At 71.1% G+C, this 24999-nt stretch carries 18 protein-coding genes, 2 tRNA genes and 1 riboswitch; of the genes, 13 read left to right on the plus strand and 7 right to left on the minus strand.

Features of this window, described 5'->3' with window-relative positions; translation table 11 throughout:
* Window positions 1-59 precede the first annotated feature (59 nt).
* The 7 genes from ACHFIV_RS32980 to ACHFIV_RS33010 all read left to right on the plus strand — a co-directional run bounded on the left by ACHFIV_RS32980 (window position 60) and on the right by ACHFIV_RS33010 (window position 11058).
* Window positions 60-2381 carry a DEAD/DEAH box helicase gene (locus ACHFIV_RS32980; RefSeq protein WP_398976515.1) on the plus strand — a complete coding sequence of 774 codons (2322 nt, stop codon included), beginning with the start codon at window positions 60-62 and terminating at the stop codon, window positions 2379-2381.
* A 332-nt stretch (window positions 2382-2713) separates the two neighbouring features.
* Window positions 2714-5839, plus strand: coding sequence for an FG-GAP-like repeat-containing protein (locus ACHFIV_RS32985; protein ID WP_398976517.1), 3126 nt, complete (start codon window positions 2714-2716; stop codon window positions 5837-5839).
* A 61-nt stretch (window positions 5840-5900) separates the two neighbouring features.
* A complete protein-coding gene (locus ACHFIV_RS32990; protein ID WP_398976519.1) occupies window positions 5901-7475 on the plus strand; it encodes an amino acid permease in 1575 nt (524 codons plus the stop codon).
* A 91-nt stretch (window positions 7476-7566) separates the two neighbouring features.
* Window positions 7567-7643 (plus strand) — tRNA-Lys (locus ACHFIV_RS32995).
* Between the two features lie 815 nt (window positions 7644-8458).
* Entirely contained in the window at window positions 8459-9202 is a 744-nt protein-coding gene (locus tag ACHFIV_RS33000) for an ATP-binding cassette domain-containing protein (RefSeq protein WP_398976521.1), read from the plus strand.
* Window positions 9203-9205: 3 nt separating this feature from the next.
* Window positions 9206-10453 (plus strand): DUF7224 domain-containing protein, encoded by a 1248-nt coding sequence (locus ACHFIV_RS33005; RefSeq protein ID WP_398976523.1) that lies wholly within the window; start codon window positions 9206-9208, stop codon window positions 10451-10453.
* Window positions 10450-11058 (plus strand): hypothetical protein, encoded by a 609-nt coding sequence (locus tag ACHFIV_RS33010; RefSeq protein ID WP_398976525.1) that lies wholly within the window; start codon window positions 10450-10452, stop codon window positions 11056-11058. The genes ACHFIV_RS33005 and ACHFIV_RS33010 overlap by 4 nt, the downstream gene beginning before the upstream one ends.
* Before the next feature lie 216 nt (window positions 11059-11274).
* Here ACHFIV_RS33010 and ACHFIV_RS33015 read toward each other — a convergent pair whose 3' ends face one another.
* Both ACHFIV_RS33015 and ACHFIV_RS33020 read right to left on the minus strand, forming a co-directional pair.
* Entirely contained in the window at window positions 11275-12090 is an 816-nt protein-coding gene (locus tag ACHFIV_RS33015; protein WP_398976527.1) for an NmrA family NAD(P)-binding protein, read from the minus strand.
* Window positions 12091-12215: 125 nt separating this feature from the next.
* Window positions 12216-12671: a MarR family winged helix-turn-helix transcriptional regulator gene (locus ACHFIV_RS33020; protein ID WP_398976530.1), complete on the minus strand. Its 456-nt coding sequence runs from the start codon at window positions 12669-12671 to the stop codon at window positions 12216-12218.
* A 172-nt stretch (window positions 12672-12843) separates the two neighbouring features.
* Here ACHFIV_RS33020 and ACHFIV_RS33025 point away from each other — a divergent pair, with 172 nt between their 5' ends.
* Both ACHFIV_RS33025 and ACHFIV_RS33030 read left to right on the plus strand, forming a co-directional pair.
* Window positions 12844-14298 carry an MFS transporter gene (locus ACHFIV_RS33025; RefSeq protein WP_398976532.1) on the plus strand — a complete coding sequence of 485 codons (1455 nt, stop codon included), beginning with the start codon at window positions 12844-12846 and terminating at the stop codon, window positions 14296-14298.
* A 579-nt stretch (window positions 14299-14877) separates the two neighbouring features.
* The gene (locus tag ACHFIV_RS33030) at window positions 14878-16218 is read left to right on the plus strand and encodes an ABC transporter substrate-binding protein (protein ID WP_398976534.1); all 1341 of its coding nucleotides are present in this window, start codon (window positions 14878-14880) and stop codon (window positions 16216-16218) included.
* Between the two features lie 259 nt (window positions 16219-16477).
* Here the strand turns inward: ACHFIV_RS33030 and ACHFIV_RS33035 are convergent, their stop codons facing one another.
* The 4 genes from ACHFIV_RS33035 to ACHFIV_RS33050 all read right to left on the minus strand — a co-directional run bounded on the left by ACHFIV_RS33035 (window position 16478) and on the right by ACHFIV_RS33050 (window position 19043).
* A complete protein-coding gene (locus ACHFIV_RS33035; RefSeq protein WP_398976629.1) occupies window positions 16478-16699 on the minus strand; it encodes a hypothetical protein in 222 nt (73 codons plus the stop codon).
* 58 nt (window positions 16700-16757) lie between these two features.
* Complete coding sequence (locus ACHFIV_RS33040) at window positions 16758-16922, minus strand: hypothetical protein (protein ID WP_398976537.1); 165 nt, start codon at window positions 16920-16922, stop codon at window positions 16758-16760.
* 206 nt (window positions 16923-17128) lie between these two features.
* Window positions 17129-18514: an FAD-binding oxidoreductase gene (locus ACHFIV_RS33045; protein ID WP_398976539.1), complete on the minus strand. Its 1386-nt coding sequence runs from the start codon at window positions 18512-18514 to the stop codon at window positions 17129-17131.
* Window positions 18515-18743: 229 nt separating this feature from the next.
* Complete coding sequence (locus ACHFIV_RS33050) at window positions 18744-19043, minus strand: hypothetical protein (protein ID WP_398976541.1); 300 nt, start codon at window positions 19041-19043, stop codon at window positions 18744-18746.
* A 214-nt stretch (window positions 19044-19257) separates the two neighbouring features.
* Between ACHFIV_RS33050 and ACHFIV_RS33055 the strand changes: the two genes are divergently transcribed.
* The 4 genes from ACHFIV_RS33055 to ACHFIV_RS33070 all read left to right on the plus strand — a co-directional run bounded on the left by ACHFIV_RS33055 (window position 19258) and on the right by ACHFIV_RS33070 (window position 23451).
* Window positions 19258-19331: transfer RNA gene (locus tag ACHFIV_RS33055), tRNA-Met, on the plus strand.
* 428 nt (window positions 19332-19759) lie between these two features.
* Window positions 19760-20857 carry a PP2C family protein-serine/threonine phosphatase gene (locus ACHFIV_RS33060; RefSeq protein ID WP_398976543.1) on the plus strand — a complete coding sequence of 366 codons (1098 nt, stop codon included), beginning with the start codon at window positions 19760-19762 and terminating at the stop codon, window positions 20855-20857.
* Between the two features lie 233 nt (window positions 20858-21090).
* A riboswitch (cyclic di-AMP (ydaO/yuaA leader) is annotated at window positions 21091-21243 on the plus strand.
* 11 nt (window positions 21244-21254) lie between these two features.
* A complete protein-coding gene (locus tag ACHFIV_RS33065; protein WP_398976545.1) occupies window positions 21255-22295 on the plus strand; it encodes a M23 family metallopeptidase in 1041 nt (346 codons plus the stop codon).
* A 211-nt stretch (window positions 22296-22506) separates the two neighbouring features.
* Window positions 22507-23451, plus strand: a complete 945-nt coding sequence (locus ACHFIV_RS33070; RefSeq protein ID WP_398976547.1) for an aldo/keto reductase — start codon at window positions 22507-22509, stop codon at window positions 23449-23451.
* A 57-nt stretch (window positions 23452-23508) separates the two neighbouring features.
* On the opposite strand, the gene ACHFIV_RS33075 is transcribed toward ACHFIV_RS33070, so the two are convergent.
* On the minus strand, window positions 23509-24960 hold the full coding sequence (locus tag ACHFIV_RS33075) for a PrsW family intramembrane metalloprotease (RefSeq protein ID WP_398976549.1): 1452 nt from the start codon (window positions 24958-24960) through the stop codon (window positions 23509-23511).
* Between the last annotated feature and the right edge of the window lie 39 nt (window positions 24961-24999).

A 24999-nucleotide genomic window follows, 5' to 3' on the forward strand; every position in this document is an offset into this window, starting at 1 on the left:
ATTGCGAAAACACGGAGTTACGGGCGCGTGCCGAGACTCCGGAAGGTTTCGCATTTCGCATGTCAATTTCCAGTTCTGACCACACCGTCATGCCCGAGAACGACGTCGAGAACATCGAGGTCGTGCAGGCAGCCGAGGCCGTAGTGGCCCAGGCCCCCGAGGCAGCCGTCGAGACCCCGGCCGTGGAGACCCCCGCGGCCGAGGCTCCCGCCGCGGAGGCCACCGAAGAGGTCGCCACCGAAGAGGTCGCCACCGAAGAGGCCACCTCCGAAGAGGTCGCCGAGGACGCCGAGCCGAGCGTCACGTTCGCCTCGCTCGGACTGCCCGACGGCATCGTCCGCAAGCTCGCGCAGAACGGTGTGACGGCTCCCTTCCCGATCCAGGCCGCGACCATCCCGGACGCCCTGGCCGGCAAGGACATCCTGGGCCGTGGCCGGACCGGCTCCGGCAAGACGCTCTCCTTCGGTCTGCCCACCCTGGCCGCGCTGTCCGGTGGCCACACCGAGAAGAAGAAGCCCCGCGCGATCATCCTCACGCCGACCCGTGAGCTCGCGATGCAGGTCGCGGACGCCCTCCAGCCGTACGGTGACGTGCTCGGCCTCAAGATGAAGGTCGTCTGCGGCGGTACGTCGATGGGCAACCAGATCTACGCGCTGGAGCGCGGTGTCGACGTCCTCGTCGCCACGCCGGGCCGTCTGCGCGACATCATCAACCGGGGCGCCTGCTCCCTGGAGAACGTCCAGGTCGCGGTCCTCGACGAGGCCGACCAGATGTCGGACCTGGGCTTCCTGCCCGAGGTCACCGAGCTGCTCGACCAGATCCCCGGCGGCGGCCAGCGCATGCTCTTCTCCGCCACCATGGAGAACGAGATCGGCACGCTGGTCAAGCGCTACCTGAGCAACCCGGTCACCCACGAGGTGGACAGCGCCCAGGGCAACGTCTCGACCATGTCGCACCACGTCCTCGTCGTGAAGCCGAAGGACAAGGCTCCCGTCACGGCCGCGATCGCCGCCCGCAAGGGCCGCACGATCATCTTCGTCCGCACCCAGCTGGGCGCCGACCGCATCGCCGAGCAGCTCATCGAGTCCGGCGTGAAGGCCGACGCGCTGCACGGCGGCATGACGCAGGGTGCCCGCACCCGCGTCCTCGAGGACTTCAAGAAGGGCTATGTCAACGCCCTCGTCGCCACCGACGTCGCCGCCCGCGGTATCCACGTCGACGGCATCGACCTCGTGCTGAACGTGGACCCGGCCGGTGACCACAAGGACTACCTGCACCGCTCGGGCCGTACCGCGCGTGCCGGCAAGTCCGGTGTCGTCGTCTCGCTGGCGCTTCCGCACCAGCGCCGCCAGATCTTCCGCCTCATGGAGGACGCGGGCGTCGACGCCTCGCGCCACATCGTGCAGGGCGCGGGCGTCTTCGAGCCCGAGGTCGCCGAGATCACCGGCGCCCGCTCGCTGACCGAGGTGCAGGCGGACTCCGCGAACAACGCGGCCAAGCAGGCCGAGCGCGAGGCCGCCGACCTCACCAAGCAGCTGGAGCGCGTGCAGCGGCGCGCCGTGGAGCTGCGCGAGGAGGCCGACAGGCTGGTCGCCCGTGCCGCCCGCGAGCGGGGCGACGACCCGGAGGCGGCGGTGGCCGAGGTGGCCGCCGAGGCCGAGGCCGCGCTCGTCGCGGCCGTGTCCGTGCCCGAGCAGCCGGCCGCACGCGACGACCGTCGCGACGACCGGGGCAACTTCAACCGCCGTGACGACCGGGGCGGCAACGACCGTGGCGGTTACCGCGGCGGCAACGACCGTGGCGACCGTGGTGGTTACCGCGGTGGCAACGACCGTGTCGGCGAGCGCAGTGGCCGTCCCTCCGGCGGTGCCGGCTACCGGGGCAGCAACGACCGTCCGTCGTTCCGCGGCAGCAGCGACCGTCCGTCCGGTGGTTTCCGCTCCGGTGGCAGCACCGGTGGCGACCGTCGTGACGACCGGGGTGGCCGTCCGTTCGAGCGTCGTGACAACGACCGCCCGGCGTTCAACCGCGACCGTCGTGACGACCGTCCGTCCGGTGGTTTCCGCTCCGGTGGCAGCACCGGTGGCGACCGTCGTGACGACCGGGGCGGCCGTCCGTTCGAGCGTCGTGACAACGACCGCCCGGCGTTCAACCGCGACCGTCGTGACGACCGTCCGTCCGGCGGCTTCCGCTCCGGCGGCAGCGACCGTCCGTTCAACCGCGACCGTCGTGACGACCGTCCCTCGGGCGGCTTCCGCTCCGGCGGCAGCGACCGCCCGACCGGCCGCCGTGACGACCACCGCGGTGGCACCGGCACGGGCACCGGCACCGGCACCTTCGGCCGCCGCGACGACAAGCCGCGCTGGAAGCGCAACGGCTGACCGTCGCTGACCGACTGACGCGGCAGGGCCCGTACAGCACCTGGGTGCTGTACGGGCCCTGCCGCGTCATCCCCTGCCGCGTCATCCCCTGCCGCGTCATCCCCTGCCGCGTCATCCCCTGCCGCGTCATCCCCTGCCGCGTCATCCCCTGCCGCGTCATCCCCTGACCGCGCCTGTGCCGGCCCTGTTAGGATCCGTCGACCTGCGTGGGGGTACTGCCGGGGGGCAGTGGCGGGCGGCCGAGTGCGCCCGGGGGGCGGTCCGGTTCTACGACAGCCATTCCTCGGTCCTCCATGCCTGCGTACTCGTGTCAGTCCAGGGGAGGAACCCGAGTGGCCCACCGCGCCCTCAGATCCGGCGTCGTCGCCGCATCGCTCGTGCTGTCCGTCACCGCGGGTCTGTCGCCGGCGGTCTCCGCCGCGCCGCAGGCCGCGCAGAACGCCGTTCCGTCATCTGCCGCGGAGGCCGCCGACCCCGTGGTCGTGCCGGCCGGACTGCGGAGCTCCGTACAGCCCTTCACCCTGGTCTCCACGAACGGCGCCCGTGAGGCGGACGCCGTGGGTGAGCTGGGCGTCTTCAGCCGCGTCCCCGGCAAGGCCGACTACCGCTGGACCCGTCTCTCGGACGGCGTCCACTTCCCCGCGGGACCGACGGGCACGGGTGCCGTCACCCGGATGTACGGGACCGGGACCGACACCATCGCCTATCTGCGGGACGGCGAGGTCGAGCTGCGCGACATGGCGGCGGGCACGACGGAGTTCGTGACGATCCCGGAGGGCCTCACCTTCTCCGGTGTGTACGGGCACACGGTCGTCGCGGTGAAGCTGCAGACCGTGGAGTCCGGCGGGACGACCAGCACGGCGGCCCCCGAGGCCCACCTCCTGGACGCCCGGGACGACGGGACGACCCGGGACCGCACGGTCACCGGCCTTCCCGAGGGTTCCAAGTACTTCCTGTCCCAGGCCGCGGCTGCGGGTGACGAGGACGGCATCCTGCTGCGCTTCGTCCATGAGGGCGTCGCCAGGATGGCGCTGGTCGACGTGGACACCGCGCACATGGACGCGGGCGGCTCCGCCCACATCAGCGGTGCCGCGCCCGGCTACCTGCTGACGCCCCGGCACGTGGTCTGGTTCTCCTACGGCGCGGACTCGACGATCAGCGTGGTCCCCCGCTCCGACCTCGGCGCCACTCCGAAGGTCCTCACCGCGCCGGCGCCGGCCGAACGCAACAGCTACCACCTCGCCGTCGTCGGCGACTGGCTGCTGCACAACAAGGGTGGCAGCGCGCTGATGGCGACGCCCCTCGACGGCGGTCCCGCCCGGCAGGTGCTCAAGACGGCCAGGACGGACATCGCGGCGGCGCAGGACGGTTCAGCCGTGGTCGTCGGTGGGGCCACCGGCTACGCGACGGACACGACCTGGGGGGTGTACCGGGTCGTGGAAGGGCCGGACGGAGTCCCGCAGCCCACCCGCGTGGTCGACCTGTCCGCACTGCCCGTGGACCTGGAGGGAATCGGCCTGGCGGCGGGCAAGCTCACCGTCGCCTCCAGCCCGCGCACGCTCCGCGTGGGCACCGAGCGTTCGACAGCGGTCCAGGGGACGCCCGCCTACGGGCCGGCCACCGAGTCGTTCATCTCGTTCGTGAGCGACTGCGGGCCCGGGGATCCCGACTGTCACGCCATCCACGGCACCGGCGACGGCGAGCCGGTGGTCCTCAACCGGCAGCCCTCGGGCGCCGGCGACGAGATACGGGTGTCGCGCGCGAGCTCCTTCCACACGGGGCTCACCGGGGGAACCCTCACGGACACCGACGGCGCCTACTCCGTCTACACGCACGCGGCGTCGAACCAGCAGATCGTCTACCGGACCCACGGCGGGCAGAAGCTCCTGACCAGGACACCCGTGGCGTCCGCCCTGTGGGCCGGAACCCTGTGGAGCGCCGGGACGGAGCCGGGCACGGTCACCTCCTACGACCTGGCCACGGGCAGGACCACGGCGACGCTGTCCCTCGGCACCGGCTGCGCGCCGGACGATCTGCAGGCACTCGGACGCTGGTTGTACTGGTCGTGTCCGGCGGCGGGCCGGGCCGGGGTGTTCGACCGGACGACGGGGAAGCCGCAGACCGTGCTCGCGGGCGAGGCGCTGCTGGGCGACGGGTACCTCGTACGCCACGACAAGGCGGCCGGGCTGCTGACGCTGACCGACCTGGTGGCCTCGGCGGCCGCCGGTTCCGAGGTGTCCCGCGTCGTGGGGGACCTTCCCGCGACCACGGACCCGCAGCGCCGGGTGGCGTGGACGGTGGACAAGTACGGCGGCCACCTCGCCTACGTGGACGCGGGCCAACGGGTGCACATCGTGCCCACCGGGGTGCCCACCCAGCCTCTGTCGGCTCATGAGGAGGCGTGGACGGGCCTGCCGGGTGCCGTCTCGGGCGCTTGGACGTACGGCGGGAAGCTGTCGAAACCCGCCTCGTCGTGGAAGGCCGTCTTCACGGACCGGCGGACCGGGAACGTGGTCCGCACGGTCACGGGCGGCGAGGTCAGGGGCGGGCTCTCGGCCGAGTGGGACGGCCTCGACGACACGGGCCGCCCCGCCGTCAACGGCCGGTACGGCTGGACACTGACCGTGCAGCCGGCCGACGGGCACGGCGCCGCGCTGGTCCGGAGCGGAGAGGTCTCGTTCACCACGGGCGCGGCGGCCTGGCGTGACTTCGGCAGGGACGGGCTGGGCGACCTCTTCGTCGTCATGGCGGACGGTGCGATCGGACGCCGGGACGGACGGCTGCCCGGAACCGTCGGTCCGCTCAGCGGTCACTGGGGCTTCGAGGACACGGCCGCGACAAGGATCCTTCCGACCGGCGACCTCGGTGGCGACCGGTGCAACGACTACCTCGCGGCGAAGAACGACGGCACACTGATGCGGCTCGACGGCCCGTGCGCCGACGGCAGCGGGGCCCCCACGGACTACGAGGTGATCGGCTCCGGCTGGAAGGCGTACGACATGTTCGCGCCCGGTGACCTCAACGGCGACGGGGTGGCGGACCTGCTGGCGCGTCAGCATTCCACCGGCTACCTCTTCCTGTATCCGGGCGACGGTACGGGCAGGCTGAAGGCACGGACCCAGATCGGTGTCGGCTGGAACGGGCTCACGGTCGTGGGCGCGGGTGACCTGACCGGCGACGGTGCCGGTGACCTGCTGGTCCGCGACAGTGCCGGAGTCCTGTGGCGCTACGCCGGAACAGGCACGGGCAGGGTCGCCGCCAAGGTGCGGATCGGCTCCGGCTGGCAGCAGTACGACGCGCTCGCCCCGGTCGGCGACATCACGGGCGACGGACGGAACGACCTGCTCGCGAGGGACACGTCCGGGGTGCTCTGGCGGTACGACGGGACGGGGACGGGAACGTTCGAGGCGCGGGCCAAGGTGGGGCCGGGCTGGACGGCGTACCCCACGATCCTCTAGCCGCGCAACGCGTGGAGTGAGGGGCGCATGCCGTGCCCCCGGCGAGGGCATCGCTGGGGGCATGACAAACGATGACGCCGCAGTCGCGGCCCCGCCGCCGGATGTCCCGCCGGGCTCCGGGCCCACGTCCGCCCCCGCCGCCGCGCCCACGGACGAGGAACGGCTGGCCGAGCTCGGCTACACCCAGGTCCTCGCCCGCCGGATGTCCGCCTTCTCCAACTACGCCGTCTCGTTCACGATCATCTCCGTGCTCTCCGGGTGCCTGACGCTGTATCTGTTCGGCATGAACACCGGCGGCCCCGCCGTCATCACCTGGGGGTGGGTCGGTGTCGGACTGATGACGCTGTTCGTCGGCCTGGCGATGGCCGAGATCTGTTCGGCGTACCCCACCTCGGCGGGCCTGTACTTCTGGGCGCACCGCCTCGCCCCACCGCGTTCGGCGGCGGCGTGGGCCTGGTTCGCGGGCTGGTTCAACGTGCTCGGCCAGGTCGCCGTCACCGCGGGCATCGACTTCGGGGCGGCGTCCTTCCTCGGGGCGTACCTGAACCTGCAGTTCGGCTTCGAGGTCACTCCCGGCCGCACGATCCTGCTCTTCGCCGCGATCCTGGTCCTGCACGGCCTGCTGAACACCTTCGGGGTCGGCATCGTCGCCGTCCTCAACAACGTCAGCGTGTGGTGGCACGTGTTCGGGGTCGCCGTCATCGTGGGCGCGCTCACCTTCGTGCCGGACTCGCACCGGTCGGCGTCGTACGTCTTCACCGAGTTCGTCAACAACACCGGCTGGGGCAGCGGCTTCTACGTCGTGATGATCGGCCTGCTGATGGCGCAGTACACCTTCACGGGCTATGACGCCTCCGCCCACATGACGGAGGAGACCCACGACGCGGCCGTGGCGGGACCGCGCGGCATCGTGCAGTCGATCTGGACGTCGTGGATCGCCGGTTTCGTCCTCCTCCTGGGCTTCACCTTCGCCATCCAGTCGTACGACGGCGCCCTGAACTCCCCGACCGGCGCCCCGCCGGCCCAGATCCTGCTGGACGCGCTCGGCGCCACCACGGGAAAGCTCCTGCTGCTCGTCGTGATCGGCGCCCAGCTGTTCTGCGGGATGGCCTCGGTGACCGCCAACAGCCGCATGATCTACGCCTTCTCGCGCGACGGGGCGCTGCCCTTCTCCCGGGTGTGGCACACGGTGAGTCCCCGTACCCGGACCCCCGTGGCCGCGGTGTGGCTGGCCGCTCTCGGCGCCCTGGCCCTCGGTCTCCCGTATCTGATCAACGTCACCGCGTACGCCGCCGTGACCTCCATCGCGGTCATCGGCCTCTACATCGCCTACGTCATCCCCACCCTGCTCAGGCTGCTGCGGGGCGACGACTTCGTCCGGGGCCCCTGGCACCTGGGCCGGTGGTCCCGGCCCATCGGGATCGTCGCGGTGACGTGGGTCGGGGTGATCACGGTGCTCTTCATGCTGCCCCAGGTGTCCCCGGTGACCTGGGAGAGCTTCAACTACGCGCCCCTGGCCGTCCTGGTGGTCCTCGGCTTCGCCGCCGTCTGGTGGCTGGTGTCCGCCCGGCACTGGTTCCTGAAACCGGACGCCCCGGCGCACAAGCGCACGAGCAAGGGCGAATCGAAGGGCTGACCCACCCCGCCCGGACCACGACAGGGCCCGGCACCCGATACCCGATCGGCTGCCGGGCCCGGGGGAGCTATGCTCGGGGGTGATCCATCAGGGGCCGTTAGCTCAATTGGTCAGAGCAGCGGACTTTTAATCCGTTGGTTGTGGGTTCGAGTCCCACACGGCCTACCACTGGACCCCAGCTCAGGGCACATGAGAGCTGGGGTCCCCCTTTTCCGGGCCTCTTGCGTGAGCACTGCTGGCCCCTTGCTGCCCCGAGAAAGCGACGCGACGGGTCCAGTCCGGTTGCCGGGTTCTGCGCGCAGGCGGCCACGGACTTGAGGCCCTCCTCCACGATGCGGCCGGCGATCTCCTCGGTCATGTCCGGGTCGGCGTCCATGACGGTGCTGCGGCAGTTGGTGATTTCTGCGTCTGTGATGAGTACGCGGGCGATCACGGGTAATACGGTCACGGTGGTTCTCCTCTGCTGTTGGGGGGATCGAACCGTCCCGGCCGGGGTTGCCTGGGGAGGTCGCGTCGGCCGGGACGGAGTCATCGGGTGCCGCAGAGGCGGGCGACGCTCATGGGGCACTCGCCTGCGTCGCGGGGCGGGCAGGCTGATGCTCATGCACCGCCACCAGCTCCTGCAGTCGGGCAGCACGCCCGCACTGCTCTCAGCTTGGAGCGGGCCATGGAAGCGGACGTCCTCCTGGCCGGCGCCCTGGATGAGGACCTCCCGGCCGACGACAGTCCGACGGGCGCCTGGGTCATGCAGCGCGACCGGGTCGAGGTCCTCTCCTGGCCACTCAACGGGGTGACCCGCACACCGCTACTGCCGTCCCACCCTTCGTGCCGCTTGACGCGCAGGACACGACTGCCGCGTTCCTCAGCGTCTCCACGGTCACTGTTCGCCACTGGCCTGTTCGCGGTGGTGAGGGGTGAGTGGCTGCAACCACTCGCCCCTCACCACCGTCTGGGCCTGTAGTCATCACTCACCTGGGGTTCGCGTGCCACTGCACTACACGGACTGTTCCTTCGCCTACCGGTCCGGCACTCCCGTGCTCGACGGGCTGACGATGGACCTCCCGCAAGGCTGCACAGTCCTCCTCGGCCCGAACGGGGCGGGGAAGTCGACGCTGCTCTCTCTCGGAGCGTCCTCCCTTGCCCCCGTATCCGGGCACATCACTCTGGGGCGTCTGGACAGTGTCCGGCGACGGGACCGTCGGGCTTTCCGGCAGAAGGTGGGCTGGCTGCCGCAGGAAGTGAAGGCCATTCCGGCCCTGACGGTGCGGGAGCAAGCCGCTTACGTGGGCTGGCTGAAAGGCTTGTCCAAACGCGAGGCATGGGACCGTTCGGCCACCGCGCTGGGAAGGGTCCGCCTCACGGAACTGGGCCGGCGTAAGAGCCATGAGCTCTCCGGAGGACAGTTGCGCCGCCTGGGCATCGCGCAGACGCTGGTTCACCAGGCCGAGGTCGTGCTCCTGGACGAGCCGACCGCCGGCCTCGACCCCGTCCAGCGCGGTGTCTTCCGGGATCTGCTGGCCGAACTGAGCAACTCGGTGCACTTCGTCGTCTCCACGCACCAGACCGAGGACCTCGCCGACATCTACGACACCGTCATCGTCTTCGACCGCGGCCGGCCAGTGTTCCGAGGGCCGGTGAGCGACTTCTTCTCCACCGCCCCCGCCGGCACCCCGTACGAGCGGCGGGCGGAAAGCGCCTACCGCGGCATGGTCCGAGGGGAGGTCTGAACCGTGCGTATCTCGGCACTGCTGCGTTCCGGTCCCGCAGCGTGGGCCGCCCTCGTCCTGGTGCCCGTGCTGGTGTGGTTCAGTGCGCAGAACACCGAGTCAGTCATCGCCTACTGGCCTTCCATCAGCTCCCGGACCACGGTCGTCGTCGGCTTCATCAGCGCCGCGTGCGGGGCGGGAGCGGCCTGGGAAGCAGCCCGGCTCAAGCAGGGCGGGATCACCGTGCTGGCCCCGGCCCGCGGGTTGCTCTGCGTGGCCACCCTGCACCTCGGCCCCATCGCCCTACTCGGCCTGATCGCGATGATCGCCCCCTTCGCCGTCGTCATGGCATCGGTGACGTCCACGTCAGGATTCCCGAACCCGGCGATCCTCGCCGTCTCCTACAGCGTGGTCCTGGCCCACATCGCCCTGGGCTGGTTCGTCGGATCCCGCATGCCGAGACTTCTCGGCGCCGCCACCATGCTGATCTTCGGCTACCTGTGGGGATTCTGGCCGGCGGCCCTGGGCGGCCTCCCCTGGCTGCGCCACCTCAACGGACAAGGCGTCACCGAGTGCTGCGGCCTCGACCAGGAACCCTCCATCCGCAGCCTGGCGGCCACCGTCACCTTCTCTCTCGCGATCGTGACGGCCGTCGTCCTCAGCTCAGCACTGCACCACCGCCTCTGGCGCCCCCTGCTCTCCCTGACCGGGTTCACCGTAGCCACCACTGCCGCGCTGGCCCTGGCCGTTCCCCTCGGGTTCCATGGCACCCAGCCCCGCGACACCGCCCTGCGCACCTGCACAGGGCACAACCCGCAGATCTGTCTGTGGCCCGAGCAGAACACCCGACGGACAGATATCAGCCAGTGGGCCCAGGAGACCACCGCCCAGCTGGCCAGTGTCGGCGTCACCCCGGCCCGGCAGATCGAGTTCGGCGACTCCCAGCCCGACAAGGCCAACGTCGCCTCGAACGTCGCCACCAGTCCACTGCCCGACGAAGCACCCCCGTGCGCACTGCGCCAAGGCGCCGCATACCCCGGCGACCAAGCCGTGATCGCCATATACGCCTGGCTCTCCCTCGCCGGCGGCGTCCCCAAGAGCGATCTCGCCCGGCGCTGGCCCCTCGAAGCGATCACCCTCGCCGAACAGATCCGCGCCCTGCCCACACAAACCCAGCACGCCTGGTACGAACGCAACATGCGCTCCGTCCACGACTGCGAAGTCCTGCCCGACCTCGCCCCCGCCTCCTACACCGAGGCAGCCGCATCGTGAACTGGTGGCACCGCGCACACGCCACACCCCTCACCGCAGCAGTCCTCATCGCCACCATGCTGCTGGTACCACTCCTCGGCGGCTCCGCCCTGCCGATCCCCTCCCTCCTCGCCGGGAGGAGCGCAGGAATCCCCGTGGCCCTCGTACTCCCCGCCGTCCCCGCGGCATTCGCTCTCCACGCGCTCGACCGGGTGCCTCGCATCTACGACACCACCGCGGTCCGTCCCGTGACCCGGTACCAGGCCGGCATGCTGGCGGCAACTGCCCTGCTGGCCGCCACCCTGGGCCTCGGCGCCGCCTGTGCGGCGGATTCCTCCATGTCCCTCGCCGCGGCACGGAATCTCCTCGGATACCTGGGTGTAGGGCTCATCGTTCAGTACCTCGCCGGGCGCGTGTACGGTCCGCTGACCGTCGCCCTCGTGCCCGTTCTCTGCGCACTCATCGGCCTCGGTCCCGGGGGACGCCCCTTTCCCTGGACCTGGCCGCTGCACGGAGTGAGCTCCCCTGGCGCCGCCGTCGCCGCCGCGCTCCTGTTCACGGCAGGGATCGCGGCAATGACACTGCTTGCGCCTAGACGCGATGCGTCGCGACCCGTGACTTCCTGACCGGCCATTGCCGCAACGGAGGCGGCTCGCCGTACAGGCTGGAGGGTCGGTCGCCGCCGTTCGCTCCTGGTGACACGGTTCTGGCCGGTACATCGTCTCGCGCTTGTGCGTGAGCGATGCGTGGCCGGGCGGATGCCTTCGCCACCCCGTGCTCCACCGGAGTGCCGGCGAGCGCGCGGCGGAGCCCCGGCCGGGAGTGGACGAGCCGGGGGCGGCTCAGCGGAACGCGGCCGCGTTCTCCCGGGCCCACCGGGCGAAGCCGCGTGCCGGACGTCCCGTCACCTTCTCGATCACGCCGTTCGGGGTGTTGTACTCGACCGGCGGCGCGGCGAACACCTCCAGCTGGAAGTCGATCATGTGCGCCGGCACGCCCTGCGCCCGCATCCGTACCCGCGCCTGGTCCGGCGTCAGCTCCACGAACTCGACCTTCCGGCCGGCCGCCGAGCCCAGCAAGGCGATCTTCTCCCGCAGTGAGATCCGCTCCGGACCGGTCAGCAGGTACTCCGCGCCCGCGTGTCCGTCCTCGATCAGCGCGGTGGCGGCCACCGCGCCGATGTCCCCCTCGTGCACCATGGCGGTGCGTGAGTCCCCGTACGGCCGCTCGACCCGTCCACCGCGTACCTCGTCCGCCCACTCCAGGGCGTTGGCCATGATCTCGGTCGGCGCCACCATGGTCCACGCGAGCCCTGATGCCCGCACGGCCGGCTCGAGGGTCGACTCCGACCAGCCTGCCAGCATGGTCACCCGGCGGACTCCCGCGTCCTCGATGGCCGCCACCAGGTCCGCGCCGTTGTCCAGAGGGGCGTAGTCGTCGCCCCCGAAGTTGATCAGGTGCACGGCGGCCACGCCGTGCAGCGCCGACGCCAGCGACGCGGCGTCGGTGAGGTCGCCGCCGACCACCTCGACCCCCGGGCCGAACGACACGGCCCCGGGCTTCCGGGTCAGAGCCCGAACCGGCGCGCCGGCCTCCCGCAGTGCCGCCACCACCTGCCGCCCGACCGTGCCGGTCGCGCCCGCCACCAGGAACGTCATGCCCGTCTCCCTACGTCGTCCGTCGCCGGTCTCCCGGCCGCACACGCACGATGACACCCGATGCGGTCAGATACTGTCCGCATGGATGCCCGTCCGGAGGGAGGGGCGCATGCCCGTGGCGCGGCTCAGGGCCTCGGCCAGGGGCGGCCGCCGATGCGTTCGATGTCGGAGTTGAAGCGGCGCAGATAGCCGGCGAAGGCGGAGATGTCCTCGTCGGGCCAGTCGGCCATGACCCGTTCCAGGGCGCTGACCATGCCCTCCCGCTCCGCGTCGAGGGTCCTCGCGCCCTCCTCGGTGATGCGGAACTTGCGCGCCATGCCCCCGTCCGGATCGGGGATGCGCTCGACGAATCCGGCGCGCATGACCGCGGCTGTCTGCCGGTTGAGGGTGGAGACGTCGAGGTCGAAGGCCTCGCTGAGTTCGCCGACGGACATGGGGCCCTGGACGCGGATGCGGCTCAGCAGGACGTACGCGCTGCGCTCCAGGAGGCCGTCCTTGCGGCGCCCCTTCCTGTGGGCCAGCAGGCCGTGGCGGCTGAGCAGCATCTGTTCGTACTCGACCTCTTGCGTTGCCCTCTTCATCTGCGGGCACCTCCTGCTTCCTGCCGGGCGAGGCCGGTGTGTCGTCGTGCCGTCGTGCGTGCCGGCTTCATCGTATGGTCACGGCGAAGTGCATATGCCACACCATATGCATGATGCAATAGGCGTGTACGATGCCAAGTCTTCCACCGACAGATAGCCGAGGACCCGCGATATGGATGCCCCCCAGCCCACAGCCCGCGCAGGCGGTGTGATCACGACACTGGCGCTCGCCGGCAGCGTCGCCGCGGTGATGCAGACGCTGGTGACCCCGCTGATCGCCGAGCTGCCGCGGATCCTCGACACCTCCTCCTCGAACGCGGCCTGGGTGGTCACGGTCACCCTCCTGGTCGCCGGCGTGTGCGTGCCGGTCACCGGCCGGCTCGGTGACCTGCTCGGCAAGCGGCGGATGCTGCTGGCCTGCGCGGTCCCGCTGATCGCCGGCTCGGTGGTGTGTGCGCTCGCCTCCTCCGTGGTCCCGATGATCATCGGGCGCGGGCTCCAGGGCATGGGCATGGGCATGGTGCCGCTGGGTATCGCACTGCTGCGCGACGTGGTGCCCGCCGAGAAGCTCAGCGGTTCCATCGCGCTCGTCAGTGCCTCCATGGGCATCGGCGGCGCCCTCGGGCTGCCGATCTCCGCCGCCGTCGCGGAGTACACCAGCTGGCGCGTGCTGTTCTGGGGTTCCGCGGTCCTCGCGCTGGTGGTCGCCGTCCTCATCCGGTGCTTCGTGCCGGACGTCCCTGCCGGCGCCAAGGGGCAGCGCTTCGACGCGCCCGGAGCCATCGGGCTCGCCATCGGCCTCGTCTCCCTGCTGCTGGCGATCTCCAAGGGCGCGGACTGGGGCTGGGGTTCGGGTACCACGCTCGGTCTGTTCGCCGTGGCGGTCGTGGCCCTCGGCGGCTGGGGGTTCTACGAGCTGCGTACCCGCGACCCGCTGGTCGACCTGCGCACCACCGCCCGCCCGCGCGTGCTGCTGACCAACGTCTCGTCGATCCTGGTCGGCGTCGGCATGTACGCGTTCATGCTGATCGCGCCGCAACTGCTTCAGTTCCCCGAGGCCACGGGGTACGGCCTGGGGCAGTCGATGCTCGCCGCCGGCCTCTGGATGGCTCCCGGTGGCGTGATGATGATGATCGTCTCGCCGCTCGGCGGGAAACTGATCAATGCGCGCGGCCCCAAGATCGCGCTCGTCCTCGGCGCACTGGTGATCTCGCTGGGTTACGGCATCTCCCTGTTCCTCATGGGCTCCGCCTGGGGCCTGATGATCGTCGGTATCGTCATCAACAGCGGCGTCGGCCTCGCCTACGGCGCGATGCCGGCCCTGATCATGAGTTCGGTCCCGCTCTCGGAGACCGCCGCGGCCAACGGCTTCAACACCTTGATGCGCTCCCTGGGCACCACCATCGGCTCAGCCGTGATCGGTGTGGTGCTGGCGCAGATGACCATGGACCTCGGCGGGTTCTCGCTCGCCTCCGAGGACGGTTTCCGGGTCGGCCTGATGATCGGCTGCGGAGTCGCCCTCGTCGCGGCAGCGGTCGCCGCGTTCATCCCGGGCCTCGTCCGCCCCACGGCCGACGGCGACAGGACGGGCCCCGCCACGGCCGGCAAGGTCTCGGTCGAGGCCTGATCACGTCCGCCGGCACGTCCCGTACGACCATCAGAGCGCCCCATCCGGTTCCGGCTCCGCCGGGGATGGGGCGCTTCTGCGTGCCCGGGCGCAAGAACTTTCTCCTGCACGGGCATTGACCGGGGAAGTGTGCCGACTTACGTTCGTCGCGTTGCCCTTCGTATGTCATATATGAGACGCGATATGAGAGCCGAGCGCCGCATGCAGCCAGTCCTGAGTCCTCTCCCCTGCCGCCCCCGGCGTCGCAGGAGACGCTGAGCGCCCCCGTCGGCCCGGACCGAGAGGGCCGGCGCCGCGTCGGCCGGTGGTGTCCGGGCCGGGGAGGCGTCGGGGGAGCGGCGGTCGCACGCGTGTCGGCAGGAGGGCGGGCTTCCGGTTCGTACGCACCCGGCAGGAGGGTGTTCTCCGTTCGCACGTGCCCCGGCAGGGGTCCCCTCCAGCTCCTCAGGACTGCCGTGGTCCTGTCCGTTCCCCCGCAACCCCGTCGTCCCCGCAGTCCCTTCGTCCCGCACTGCTTCACGCTGCGGCGCCCTGCTGCCCAGCCCCCCACAGGTGAGCACCGAGAGAAGAGAGCCGACCATGATCAACCCCCGCACCAGCCGTCTCGCCGCCGCGATGTCCCTGGTCTCCGCGTTGGCCCTCACGGCCACCGCCTGCGGTGACGACGGCAGCGGCATCACCGGCGCGAAGGGCGCCGAAGGCCCGGGCACCGGGAAGATCGTGTTCTGGGACGAGAACGGCGGTGTCCGGACGGCGATCTGGAAGGAGATCATCGCCGACTTCGAGAAGGTGAACCCCGACATCGACGTGCAGTACGTGGGCATCGCCTCCACCGAGGCGCAGTCCAAGTACGACACCGCCATCCAGGGCGGAGGCCTGCCGGACGTCGGCGGTGTGGGCGCAGCCATGGTCGCGGGGATCACCGCTCAGGACGCGCTGGAGCCGCTGGACGACCGGATCGAGGGCAGCTCCCTCAAGGGCAAGCTGAACGACGCGATGCTCGAGAACGTCCGGAGCGCCGCGGGCCGGGACGAGGTGTACACCGTGCCGATCTCCGCCACCAACGGCGTCCTCTACTACCGCACGGACCTGTTCGAGAAGGCCGGGCTGGGTGCGCCGGACACCTGGGACGAGTTCTACCAGGCGGCGGCGAAGCTGACGGACAAGCAGAAGAACCGGTTCGGCTACACCATCCGCGGTGGCCCCGGCTCGATCGCCCAGGCCCTCGACGCGATGTACGGGCAGTCGGGCATCGAATCCTTCTGGGACGAGTCGGGGACGAGGACCACGGTCAACGATCCGAAGAACGTCGCGGCGCTCGAGAAGTACGCCGGCCTCTACAGGAAGGCCACTCCGGAGGCCGACCTCAACAACGACTTCACGAAGATGGTCGCCCAGTTCGACTCGGGGAGCATCGCCATGCTCAACCACAACCTGGGCTCCTACCAGGACCACGTCAGCTCGCTCGGTGTCGAGGCGTTCCGTGGCATCCCGCAGCCCGAACTGGCCGACGGCAGGCGGGTGATGGTCTCCAACCCGGTCTCCGGGCTGGGGCTGGTCAAGTCGTCGGAGAACAAGGCGGCGGCCTGGAAGTTCATCGAGTTCGCCGCCTCCCACGCCTCGAACTCGAAGTTCAGCGAGTCCGCGGGGCTCATCCCGGCCAACAAGGAGGCCGCCGAGGACCCCTGGCTCGACAAGGCCGAGACCACCAAGCTCGGTGCGGAGGCGCTGTTCTCCGGGGACACCAAGATCGTGCAGCTGCCCTACTACCTGCCGGACTGGAACACCCTCTCCAAGGCCGACAGCGAATCGGGCTTCCAGAAGGTGCTGCTCGGCAGGACGAGCGCCAAGGACTTCCTGGACACGCTCGCCGAGCGCCTGGACGAGGCTCAGGCGGAGTGGAAGGAACAGCAGGGCTGACGGGCCGAGGGGTGCTGCCCGCCCCGTCCGCAGGGCGCACCGTCGGGTCGGCACCCCTTCCCCGTGCCCCTTCCGCCGCGCGCCTGCCCGGCTCGGTCCCGGTGGCTGTGACCGGGCGTCGTGCGGGGGCGTCGCGCGGGGGCGGGGCCACCCGTCCGGGGAGCCGTCCGGCGGTATCTCCCGGCCTGACCGGCCTGACCGGTCCGGACGGCCTCCGGCGGGTGGCAGGGAGTCCCGGCCCCCTGCGGCCCGGGCCCGTCTAGTCCAGGCCCTCCTCCCGCAGCTCGTACATCAGGAGGAACGTCCGGTAGGTCTCCGCGGAGACCTCCAGGCAGATGTCCGGCCGGTCGGTCCACGTCGACGTGTTGTCGAGGGCCCGGCGGCAGGCCAGCTCGGTCTCTGCCTCGGACGGGATGTTCGAGATGAACGCGGCGATCAGCAGGACCACTGCGAAGACGACCACGCCGATACGGATGCGCATGGTCACCCAACGACCGTGCGGCCGGACCGGTCACCCGGGGCGGCTCACGGTCCCCCGGTCATTCGGGTTCGTCGGTGACCGGCGGCAGGTCGGGCTCGATGAACAGGCCCGCGTACTGGGGCGTGGGCAGCGGGGCCGGAGCGCCCGGCTCGGCGGTCGCGGTCGCGGTCGCGGACGTGCCGGCGGGGCGCCGCTGGGTCGTGCGGGCAGGCATGTCGGTCATCTCAGGAGTCCTGTACGTAGGTGTGCGGTGAGAGCCCCGTGACCGAGCCACTGCGGAATGTGCCGGACTGGTCCCGACCGGTACGGCGACGAAGTGCCGCTACCGGTCCCGCGCCGCTCCGGGGGCGGCCGGATCATCATGCGGTGCATGCAGACTGTAACCCTCCCGGCACGGCTTCCACCCGGAATTGGACTCCGGCATGACGGTCAGTGCGGCGGTGCGGGCTCGATGTTCTGGTTTGCGTGGAAGAGATTGTGCGGGTCGTAGACCCGTTTGACCTCGGAGAGCCGGTCGTAGTGACCGCGGTAGGTGGCCCGGACGCGGTCCTGGGACTCGCCGGTCCCCAGGAAGTTCACATAGCCGCCACCCATGGAGTGCGGGTGGAGCGCCTCCCAGTAGCCGACGGCCCACTCCCGCAGCGCAGCCGCGTTGGCCGGGTCGGGGTCGATGCCGGCGATGACGCCTGACCAGCGCGCGTCGCGATAGGCCCATGCGGTGTCGTCGGGGCCGACACGGCCGGCCGCCCCGTCGACCGGGTACAGGTGCATGGTCGACAGTCCGGTGGGGAGCCTCTCCGCGAAGGAGGCGTGCACGTCGGCGGCGTCGTCCGTGATCCGGTCGAAGAAGGCGCCGCGCCAGTACCACTGGAGCCCGGCCGGCATCAGCGCGTCGAACATGGACTGCAGCGCCGGGTAGGGCATCGGCGCCGTGAAGTGGAACGCGGGCGGTCCCGGCTCGCCGACGGCGGCCAGGGTCTCCTCCAGCGCTTCCGGGTCCGCGGTCGAGGACCAGACGACGCCGCACATCTTCTGCCCGTGGATCTCCTCGGGGAAGGGCGGCCCGGGCGGGACGGTCAGCGAGGCGAAGAAGCCGTAGAGGTCGTCAGGCGCCTGCGGCAGGAAGTCGCGGTACCAGTGCATGACGTCGTGGAAGAGGTCCAGGGGCCACAGGGTGATGGCGACCCCCACCGTGTCCACGGGGTGCAGCTCGAAGTCGAACGAGGTGACGACACCGAAGTTGCCGCCGCCGCCCCGCAGCGCCCAGAACAGGTCGGCGTGCTCGCTCGGGTTCGCGGCGACGAAGCTGCCGTCGGCCAGGACCACGTCCGCGGACACCAGATTGTCCGCCGTGAGGCCGTACTTGCGGGTGAGGTAGCCGTGGCCGCCGCCGAGGGTGAGACCGCCGATCCCGGTCGTGGACATGATGCCCGCGGGGGTGGCGAGACCGAACGCGTGGGTGGCGTGGTCGAAGTCGCCGAGTGTCGCGCCGCCGTCGGCCTGCGCGGTCTGGGTGGCCGGGTCGACCCGCACACCCCGCATGGGGGAGAGGTCGAGGGTGACGGCCCCGTCGGAGAGCCCGAGGCCGGGGCCGCTGTGGCCGCCGCCCAGGACGGCGACGTCCAGGCCGTTCTCGCGGACGAAGTCGACCGCCGCCATGACGTCCGCCGTGTCGTGGCACTTGACCACCGCCGCCGGCTTCTTGTCGATCATGGCGTTGTAGACCGCGCGGGCCTGCCCGTACTCCTCGTCGTCCGGGCCGATGACCGGTCCCCGCAGAGCGGTTCTCATCGACTCGAGAAGGGTGCCGTCCATGGTGGTCTCCTAGCGCGGGTGCGCCCGGCCTCCCCTGGCACGATCGGATCGGGTGAGGCTGCTGGGCCGGCGCCGACACTGGGGATGCCGCGCAGACGGGACCGAACACCGAAAGCTTGCTCCTCCAGAGTCCCGCCGCTCAGGAAGCCCCGCAATCGCGGGGTGCCGCGCCCCCGCCCCGTCCGGTTCGCACGGGGTGGCGTGTGCGGACCGGGGCGCGGCGGTGGGCTCATCCCTGCTGCGTGGCCGCGGTGTCCTCCCGCGACGGCACCGGGAGGGCCGGTGCCTCGCTCTTGCGCAGATGCACCATGAGCCCGATGAACCCGGCCGCGAATCCGCTGAACAGGCCCGATATCCCGTGGTTGAGCGCGTTGACGGAGGCACTGCCGGGCACGCCGATGACCAGGTAGTTGACGGCGGCGCTGATCAGTGAGCCGAACACGGCGCCGAACGCTCCGCTGACGAGGGACACGCGCAGGGGCGACGGCGCGGCCGGGTGAATCGGGGCGGGTCTGTGCGATGTGGACATTACGGAAGCCCTTCAGGCAGGAATGACACGGGATTCGGGGGGTGCGGCAACACTCTTGGGCACGCCGCCGTGCCCGGCAACTACGCGGGCACCGCTGTGTGTTGGCGTCTCGGGTGCACGCGGGGTGGTCACCGGGCGGTGAGCGGGGTGGCGAGCGGTGGCCTGACGTGGTCGGAGCACCGTCCGGGATGGCGTAGAGTTGCAATCACAACGGCGCGGGGTGGAGCAGCTCGGTAGCTCGCTGGGCTCATAACCCAGAGGTCGCAGGTTCAAATCCTGTCCCCGCTACTGAAGACGGAGGCCCGGATCCTTTCGAGGATCCGGGCCTCCGTCGTATGCCGGTACCTCTGCCGTCGGTGGCCGGGGAACCCGCGCGTGCGCCTCACGGGCAGGCGCGTGCGCCTCACGGGTACGCACGTCACGGGTCTCCGCTCCGGGAGCAACTACGATCGGTACGGGGACGGACATGCCGTCTCCGCACGGGACGCACTGACGATCCACGCGCAGCACCGGTTCTCCGACTGACCCACGGAGGACGGGGCTCCGGCGCTCTTCTCCTCGGCCGAAGACGGGTCGCCGCGCGGCGTGGCTCCGGTCGGGCCGGACGGGGCGCGGTACCGTCCGCAGCCGTGGGTGGACCAGGTGGGAGTGCACAGGTGGGGAAGCCGGACGGACGGCGAGGGGGCGCTGCGGGGAACGTCCGTTCCCGGCGGTTCGTGCGCGTGCTGCCCGCCCTGATGATCTGCGTCGGCGTGATCGTCGACCTCGCGACGCCGTCCCAGGTCACCGCCGTCCCGCTCTTCGCCGCCGCCCCGTTGATCGCCGCTCCCTTCTTCTCGTTGGCGGGCACCGTCCGGATCGGGGCGGCCGCGATCCTCGTCGTGCTCGCCATCCGTGTCTCGGACGGCGTGCTCACCGAGGTGATGCCGGTCACCGACCTGCTCACCCTGGTCACCGTCGCCGCGCTGTCCCTGGTCATCAACCGTGTGGTGCGCCGCGGGAACGAGCAGCTGGCCTCGGCCCGGGTGATCGCGGAGACGGCGATGCGCGCGGTGCTCCCGACGCCCGAGGACCGGATCGGCGGGCTGCTGGTCGCGGCGCGGTACGAGGCGGCACAGGCGGACGAGTTCGTCGGCGGTGACCTGTTCGCCGTCGCGGACACGCCGTTCGGGGTGCGGCTGGTCGTCGGGGACGTGCGGGGCAAGGGGCTGGACGCGGTGGCGGCCGTGGCCGTCGTGATCGGGGCGTTCAGGGAGGCCGCCGAGCAGGAGCTGTCGCTGGAGGGGGTGGTCCAGCGGCTGGAGCGGGCACTGGCCCGTGAGGGCTCGCGACGGGGCGGGCTCGACTCGATGGAGGGGTTCGTCACCGCCGTCCTGGCGGAGATCCCGGCGGGTTCGGACACACTGCGGGTCGTCAACCGCGGTCACCCCGAGCCGCTCGTGCTGCACGAGGACGGGGCGCTGGACGTGCTGTCGCCCACCGTGCCCGCCCTGCCGCTCGGGATGGGCCTGGACGCGTGGCCGGACCGGTCGGACGAGTGGACGCTGCCGGCCGGGGCGATGTTCCTGGCGTTCACCGACGGTCTCTCCGAGGCGCGGGACGCCAAGGGCGTCTTCTACGACCCGGCGGCCCGGCTGCGCGGCCGCCTCTTCCCGGGACCCGACGAACTCCTGTCCGCGCTCACCGACGACGTACGGCTGCACACCGGTGGCCGGTCCACGGACGACCTGGCACTCCTCGCGGTCGGCCGCCCCGCGCGGGGACAGCAGGAACGCCGGACGACGGTGAAGATCGTGCGGCGGGACAGTGAATGACCGGTCGCGACCGTCGGTAGTCGAAGGACCTCACTGCGCATAACAGTTGACACAACGTCAGAAAGTGATGGCCGAATGAGGTGTACTCAACTCGCCCGTTTGAGCCCCTTTGGTCCCTGAAAGTCCGGGCCAGAGCCATCAACGATCTGTGGGAACAGCTTGGAATCGGACCCGGTCGTCTATTAACGTTCGATAACGCAGCGCGGTTGTAGCCGCCGTCGCAAGAGACGGCACCGTGCGCAGCGCCGAATTCCGCAAGGGAACCGGGGAACCACCTACATGGGGTGAATCGGGCACCTGTGTCTCGTGAGAGGCGAAGGGGCCCGTAGGAGACCTTCCTGCTCCGAACCCGTCAGCTAACCCGGTAGGCGAGAAGGAAGGAAAGGAGCGCGCCCACGTGGCGTCCAACCAGCCTGCCCCCGAGGCACCGTCATCCTTCAGGACCGGCGGCCTCGCCGATGAGGACAGGACGTGGGACGAATGGAATCCCACCGAGGAGTCCGTCCGTCCCGTACGCGGCCGGCACCGTGTAGCCAAGCAGCGCGGTCTCGCCCGTAGCTCCACCGTCCTCGGTGTCGGCGTCATCGCGGCCGTCGGAGCCGGTGGCATGGCCACCGCGCAGAGCAAGCCGCCCGTCTCCATCTCCCTTCCCGATTCCATCGCGGACAATCTCCCCGACGCCAAGTCCCTTCCCGGCGTGGGCGCGTTCATGTCCGGTGACGCCGACCCGGACCACGCGACGGTCGCCGCGTCGTCCCCGCTCACCACCGCGGGCATCACCGCCGCCGAGGCCGAGCAGGGCACCACCGACGCGGGGGAGGCGCTGCGCGCCCGCATCCTCCAGCAGGCCGAGCAGCAGCAGGCCGGAGCCGATGCCGTGGCCAGGGCGGCACAGGAGCAGGCGGCGGTCGAGGCAGCCGCGGTCCAGGCGGCGAAGCAGCAGAGCAAGGCCGAAGCCGAGGCCGCCGCGGAGAAGAAGGCGGCGGAAGAGGCGGCGAAGAAGAAGGCGGAGGCCGAGCGTCTCGCGAAGCTCGCCGCCAGCTACGCCGTCCCGACCTCGTCGTACTACATCAGCTCGACCTACGGTCAGGCCGGTTCGATGTGGTCCTCGGGCCACCACACCGGGCTGGACTTCGCGGCTCCGACGGGCACCCCGGTCAAGGCCGTGCACAGCGGTACGGTGAAGTCCGCCGGCTACTCCGGGTCGTACGGCTACCGCACGGTCCTGGAGCTCGACGACGGCACGGAGGTCTGGTACTGCCACCAGTCCTCGATGGACGTGACCGCCGGTCAGCGGGTCACCACCGGCCAGACGATCGGCCGTGTCGGTGCGACCGGCAACGTGACCGGTGCCCACCTGCACCTGGAGATCCACACCGCGGACGGCACGGGCGTCGACCCGATGAGCTGGCTGCGCGGCAAGGGCCTCACCATCTGAGTCCCCGGGGGTCTTCCGTCCGGCCCGGTACCGAGCAGGCCCGATCGGTACGGAAGACCCCGCGCGTCGGCAGCCGGCGCACCGAACCCCGGCGGCCCTGACGCACGACCCCCCGACGTCAGGGCCGCCGGTCCGTCCGGGGAGGCGGTCTTCCCGGACCGTGTCCAGCCGAACCGGAATAGTCGCCTCAGCCGACTGGTTGTCCCCGGGTATGACTTCTCTGCGCCCGCTCGGTTCCTCGAGCCTCAAGGTCTTCCCTCTCGCTCTCGGCGGCAACGTCTTCGGCTGGACGGCGGACGAGGACCGGACCTTCGCCGTCCTCGACGCCTACGTGGCGGCCGGCGGCAACTTCATCGACACCGCCGACTCGTACTCGGCCTGGGTGCCGGGCAACGAGGGCGGTGAGTCGGAGACCCTCATCGGCAGGTGGCTGGCGGCCCGCTCCCGCCGCGACGATGTCGTCATCGCCACCAAGGTGGGCGCCCACCCCGCGTACAAGGGTCTCTCGCCCACCACGGTCAAGGAGGCGGCCGAGGCGTCGCTGCGCCGGCTCGGCACCGACCACATCGACCTCTACTACACGCACTTCGACGACGAGAGCGTGCCCGTCGAGGAGATCATCACCGCGCTCGACCAGCTGGTGAAGGCCGGCACGGTGCGGGAGATCGCCGCCTCCAACATCAGCCCGGAGCGGCTCCAGGCCTCCCTCGACTTCTCCGAGCGCGAGGGCATGGCCCGCTACGTAGCGCTCCAGCCGCACTACAACCTCGTCTCGCGCGACACCTACGAGGGCGCGCTCCAGGACACGGCCTCCCGCGCCGGTCTCGCCGCCGTCCCCTACTTCGCCCTCGCCTCGGGCTTCCTCACCGGCAAGTACCGGACGGGTGCCCCGGTCGAGAGCGCGAGGGCCGAGGGCGCGGGCAAGCACCTGGAGACCGAGCGCGGACGCAAGGTGCTCGCGGCGCTCGACAGGACCGCCCGGGAGCACGACGCCGAGGTCGCCACGGTCGCACTGGCCTGGCTTGCCTCCCGGCCGACCGTGACCGCGCCCATCGCCTCCGCGCGTACGGTCGAGCAGTTGCCCGCACTGATGGCGGTGGACGGGCTCCGGCTGACCGAGCGGCAGCTGGCGGACCTGACGGAGGCATCAGCCTGACCCAGGTGCGGCCGTGGACGACCGGGCCCGGTACTCCGCAGGAGCGGCCGGGCCCGGTCAGCCGGGCGGTGGGCGGTGTCCGCCGTCCTCCATGTACGGGTTGTATCCGCCGTAGTGCCGGTGCGGTGCCGGAAGCTGCTGCGGCGGCGGGCCGCCGTGCGGGAACTGGCGGGGGAACGGAGGCGGCACCGACGGCCGCCGGGTGCTGAGCCGGCCCGTCGCGTGGGCCGCGTAGGCCAGGGCGGGTCCCGCGATGTCCCGGCGGTGCCAGAGGTGGTGCAGCAACTCCTGCTCACGGAGGGCGAAGTCGGGTCCGGCGCCGTCGTGGCGGGCCCTCCGGCGCAGCATGGCCAGCGAGGTCGCGAACGACTCGTACTCCGCGACGGCGCGGGCCGCTTCCCTGCCGCGCGCCCGATCCGGGAGGCTGTGCCAGTGCCTGGCCATGTCCCGGGCCATGCCGCGTGCCTTCATGGAGGCCAGCGCGAGCGGTTCGGCGGGGGTCAGCCAGCCGGCCGCCGCGTACACCGGCAGCTCGGTGGAGAGCGTGCGCAGCTCCCTCTGGCGCGACCAGACGGCCAGCCAGGTCACGAGACCGAAGGACGGCACCATGAACGCGCCGTACACCAGGTAGAAGCCGTACGGTCCGAAGGCCGACGAGCCGTTCCACAGGGCGTGCATGCCCATCGCGAGGACGAGCCCCAGGAGGGGCAGGAGGACGCGGCGCACCCGGTGGCGCGGCCCGCCGAGTGCCGCGATGCCGAAGCCGATGCCGGAGAGCACCGTGAACAGGGGATGCGCGAACGGTGACATCACCACGCGGACGAAGAACGTCCCCGCCGTCACCGAGGCGAACCCCGTGGTCCCCTGTTGCTGGTCCTCGCCGAAGGCGTTGCCCAGGTAGAGGATGTTCTCGGTGAAGGCGAAGCCGGTCGCGGTGAAACCGGCGACCACGATGCCGTCGACGATCCCGCCGAACTGCCGTCTGCGGAAGAGGAAGATCAACAGGACCGCGACGGCCTTCGCGGCCTCCTCGACGACGGGGGCGACGACCGTGGCCCCGAGGGTGTCGGCGCTCGCCGGATCCGCGGTGGCCGTCGCTATCCACCGGGTGGCGAAGGTGTTGGCGATGATCGCCACGAGCGCGGCGGCACACGCGCCCCAGGAGAAGGCGAACAGCAGGTTCCGCCATGGCTCCGGCTCGACCCGGTCCAGCCAGCGGAACGCGCCCATCAGCAGGGGCACGGGCAGCACGGCCAGCCCCAGCCCCACCAGGAAGCCCTCGGTGCCCGTCTGCTGACGCACCAGAGCCAGGATCACCAGACCGCAGAGAGCGAGGACCGTGATCAGCGCACCGGCGCGGAAGGCCTTGCTGCGCCAGAGCATGCCGACGCGGCGGGGCCGGTAACGCCACTGGCCTCGCTCCGGGACGGCGCCCAGGAACTCGTCGAGCTGCTGCTCCTCGAGAACCGGGACGGCCGGCTGCTGGTGGTGCACGGACCCCTGGGACACCCGACGACCCTAACGACGACGACCGGCACCTGGCCACGC

The organism is Streptomyces sp. ALB3 (assembly GCF_044385685.1).
In the GTDB taxonomy this organism is placed as follows: Bacteria; Actinomycetota; Actinomycetes; order Streptomycetales; family Streptomycetaceae; genus Streptomyces.

What these genes read in the sequence shown, in the direction of transcription:
- ACHFIV_RS33035 (WP_398976629.1), bottom strand. Translation starts at nt 16,699, where the DNA reads ATGCGCATCCGTATCGGCGTGGTCGTCTTCGCAGTGGTCCTGCTGATC.
- ACHFIV_RS33015 (WP_398976527.1), bottom strand. Translation starts at nt 12,090, where the DNA reads ATGACGTTCCTGGTGGCGGGCGCGACCGGCACGGTCGGGCGGCAGGTG.
- ACHFIV_RS33050 (WP_398976541.1), bottom strand. Translation starts at nt 19,043, where the DNA reads ATGTCCACATCGCACAGACCCGCCCCGATTCACCCGGCCGCGCCGTCG.
- ACHFIV_RS33045 (WP_398976539.1), bottom strand. Translation starts at nt 18,514, where the DNA reads ATGGACGGCACCCTTCTCGAGTCGATGAGAACCGCTCTGCGGGGACCG.
- ACHFIV_RS33030 (WP_398976534.1), top strand. Translation starts at nt 14,878, where the DNA reads ATGATCAACCCCCGCACCAGCCGTCTCGCCGCCGCGATGTCCCTGGTC.
- ACHFIV_RS32980 (WP_398976515.1), top strand. Translation starts at nt 60, where the DNA reads ATGTCAATTTCCAGTTCTGACCACACCGTCATGCCCGAGAACGACGTC.
- ACHFIV_RS33070 (WP_398976547.1), top strand. Translation starts at nt 22,507, where the DNA reads ATGACTTCTCTGCGCCCGCTCGGTTCCTCGAGCCTCAAGGTCTTCCCT.
- ACHFIV_RS33040 (WP_398976537.1), bottom strand. Translation starts at nt 16,922, where the DNA reads ATGACCGACATGCCTGCCCGCACGACCCAGCGGCGCCCCGCCGGCACG.
- ACHFIV_RS32990 (WP_398976519.1), top strand. Translation starts at nt 5,901, where the DNA reads ATGACAAACGATGACGCCGCAGTCGCGGCCCCGCCGCCGGATGTCCCG.
- ACHFIV_RS33025 (WP_398976532.1), top strand. Translation starts at nt 12,844, where the DNA reads ATGGATGCCCCCCAGCCCACAGCCCGCGCAGGCGGTGTGATCACGACA.
- ACHFIV_RS33020 (WP_398976530.1), bottom strand. Translation starts at nt 12,671, where the DNA reads ATGAAGAGGGCAACGCAAGAGGTCGAGTACGAACAGATGCTGCTCAGC.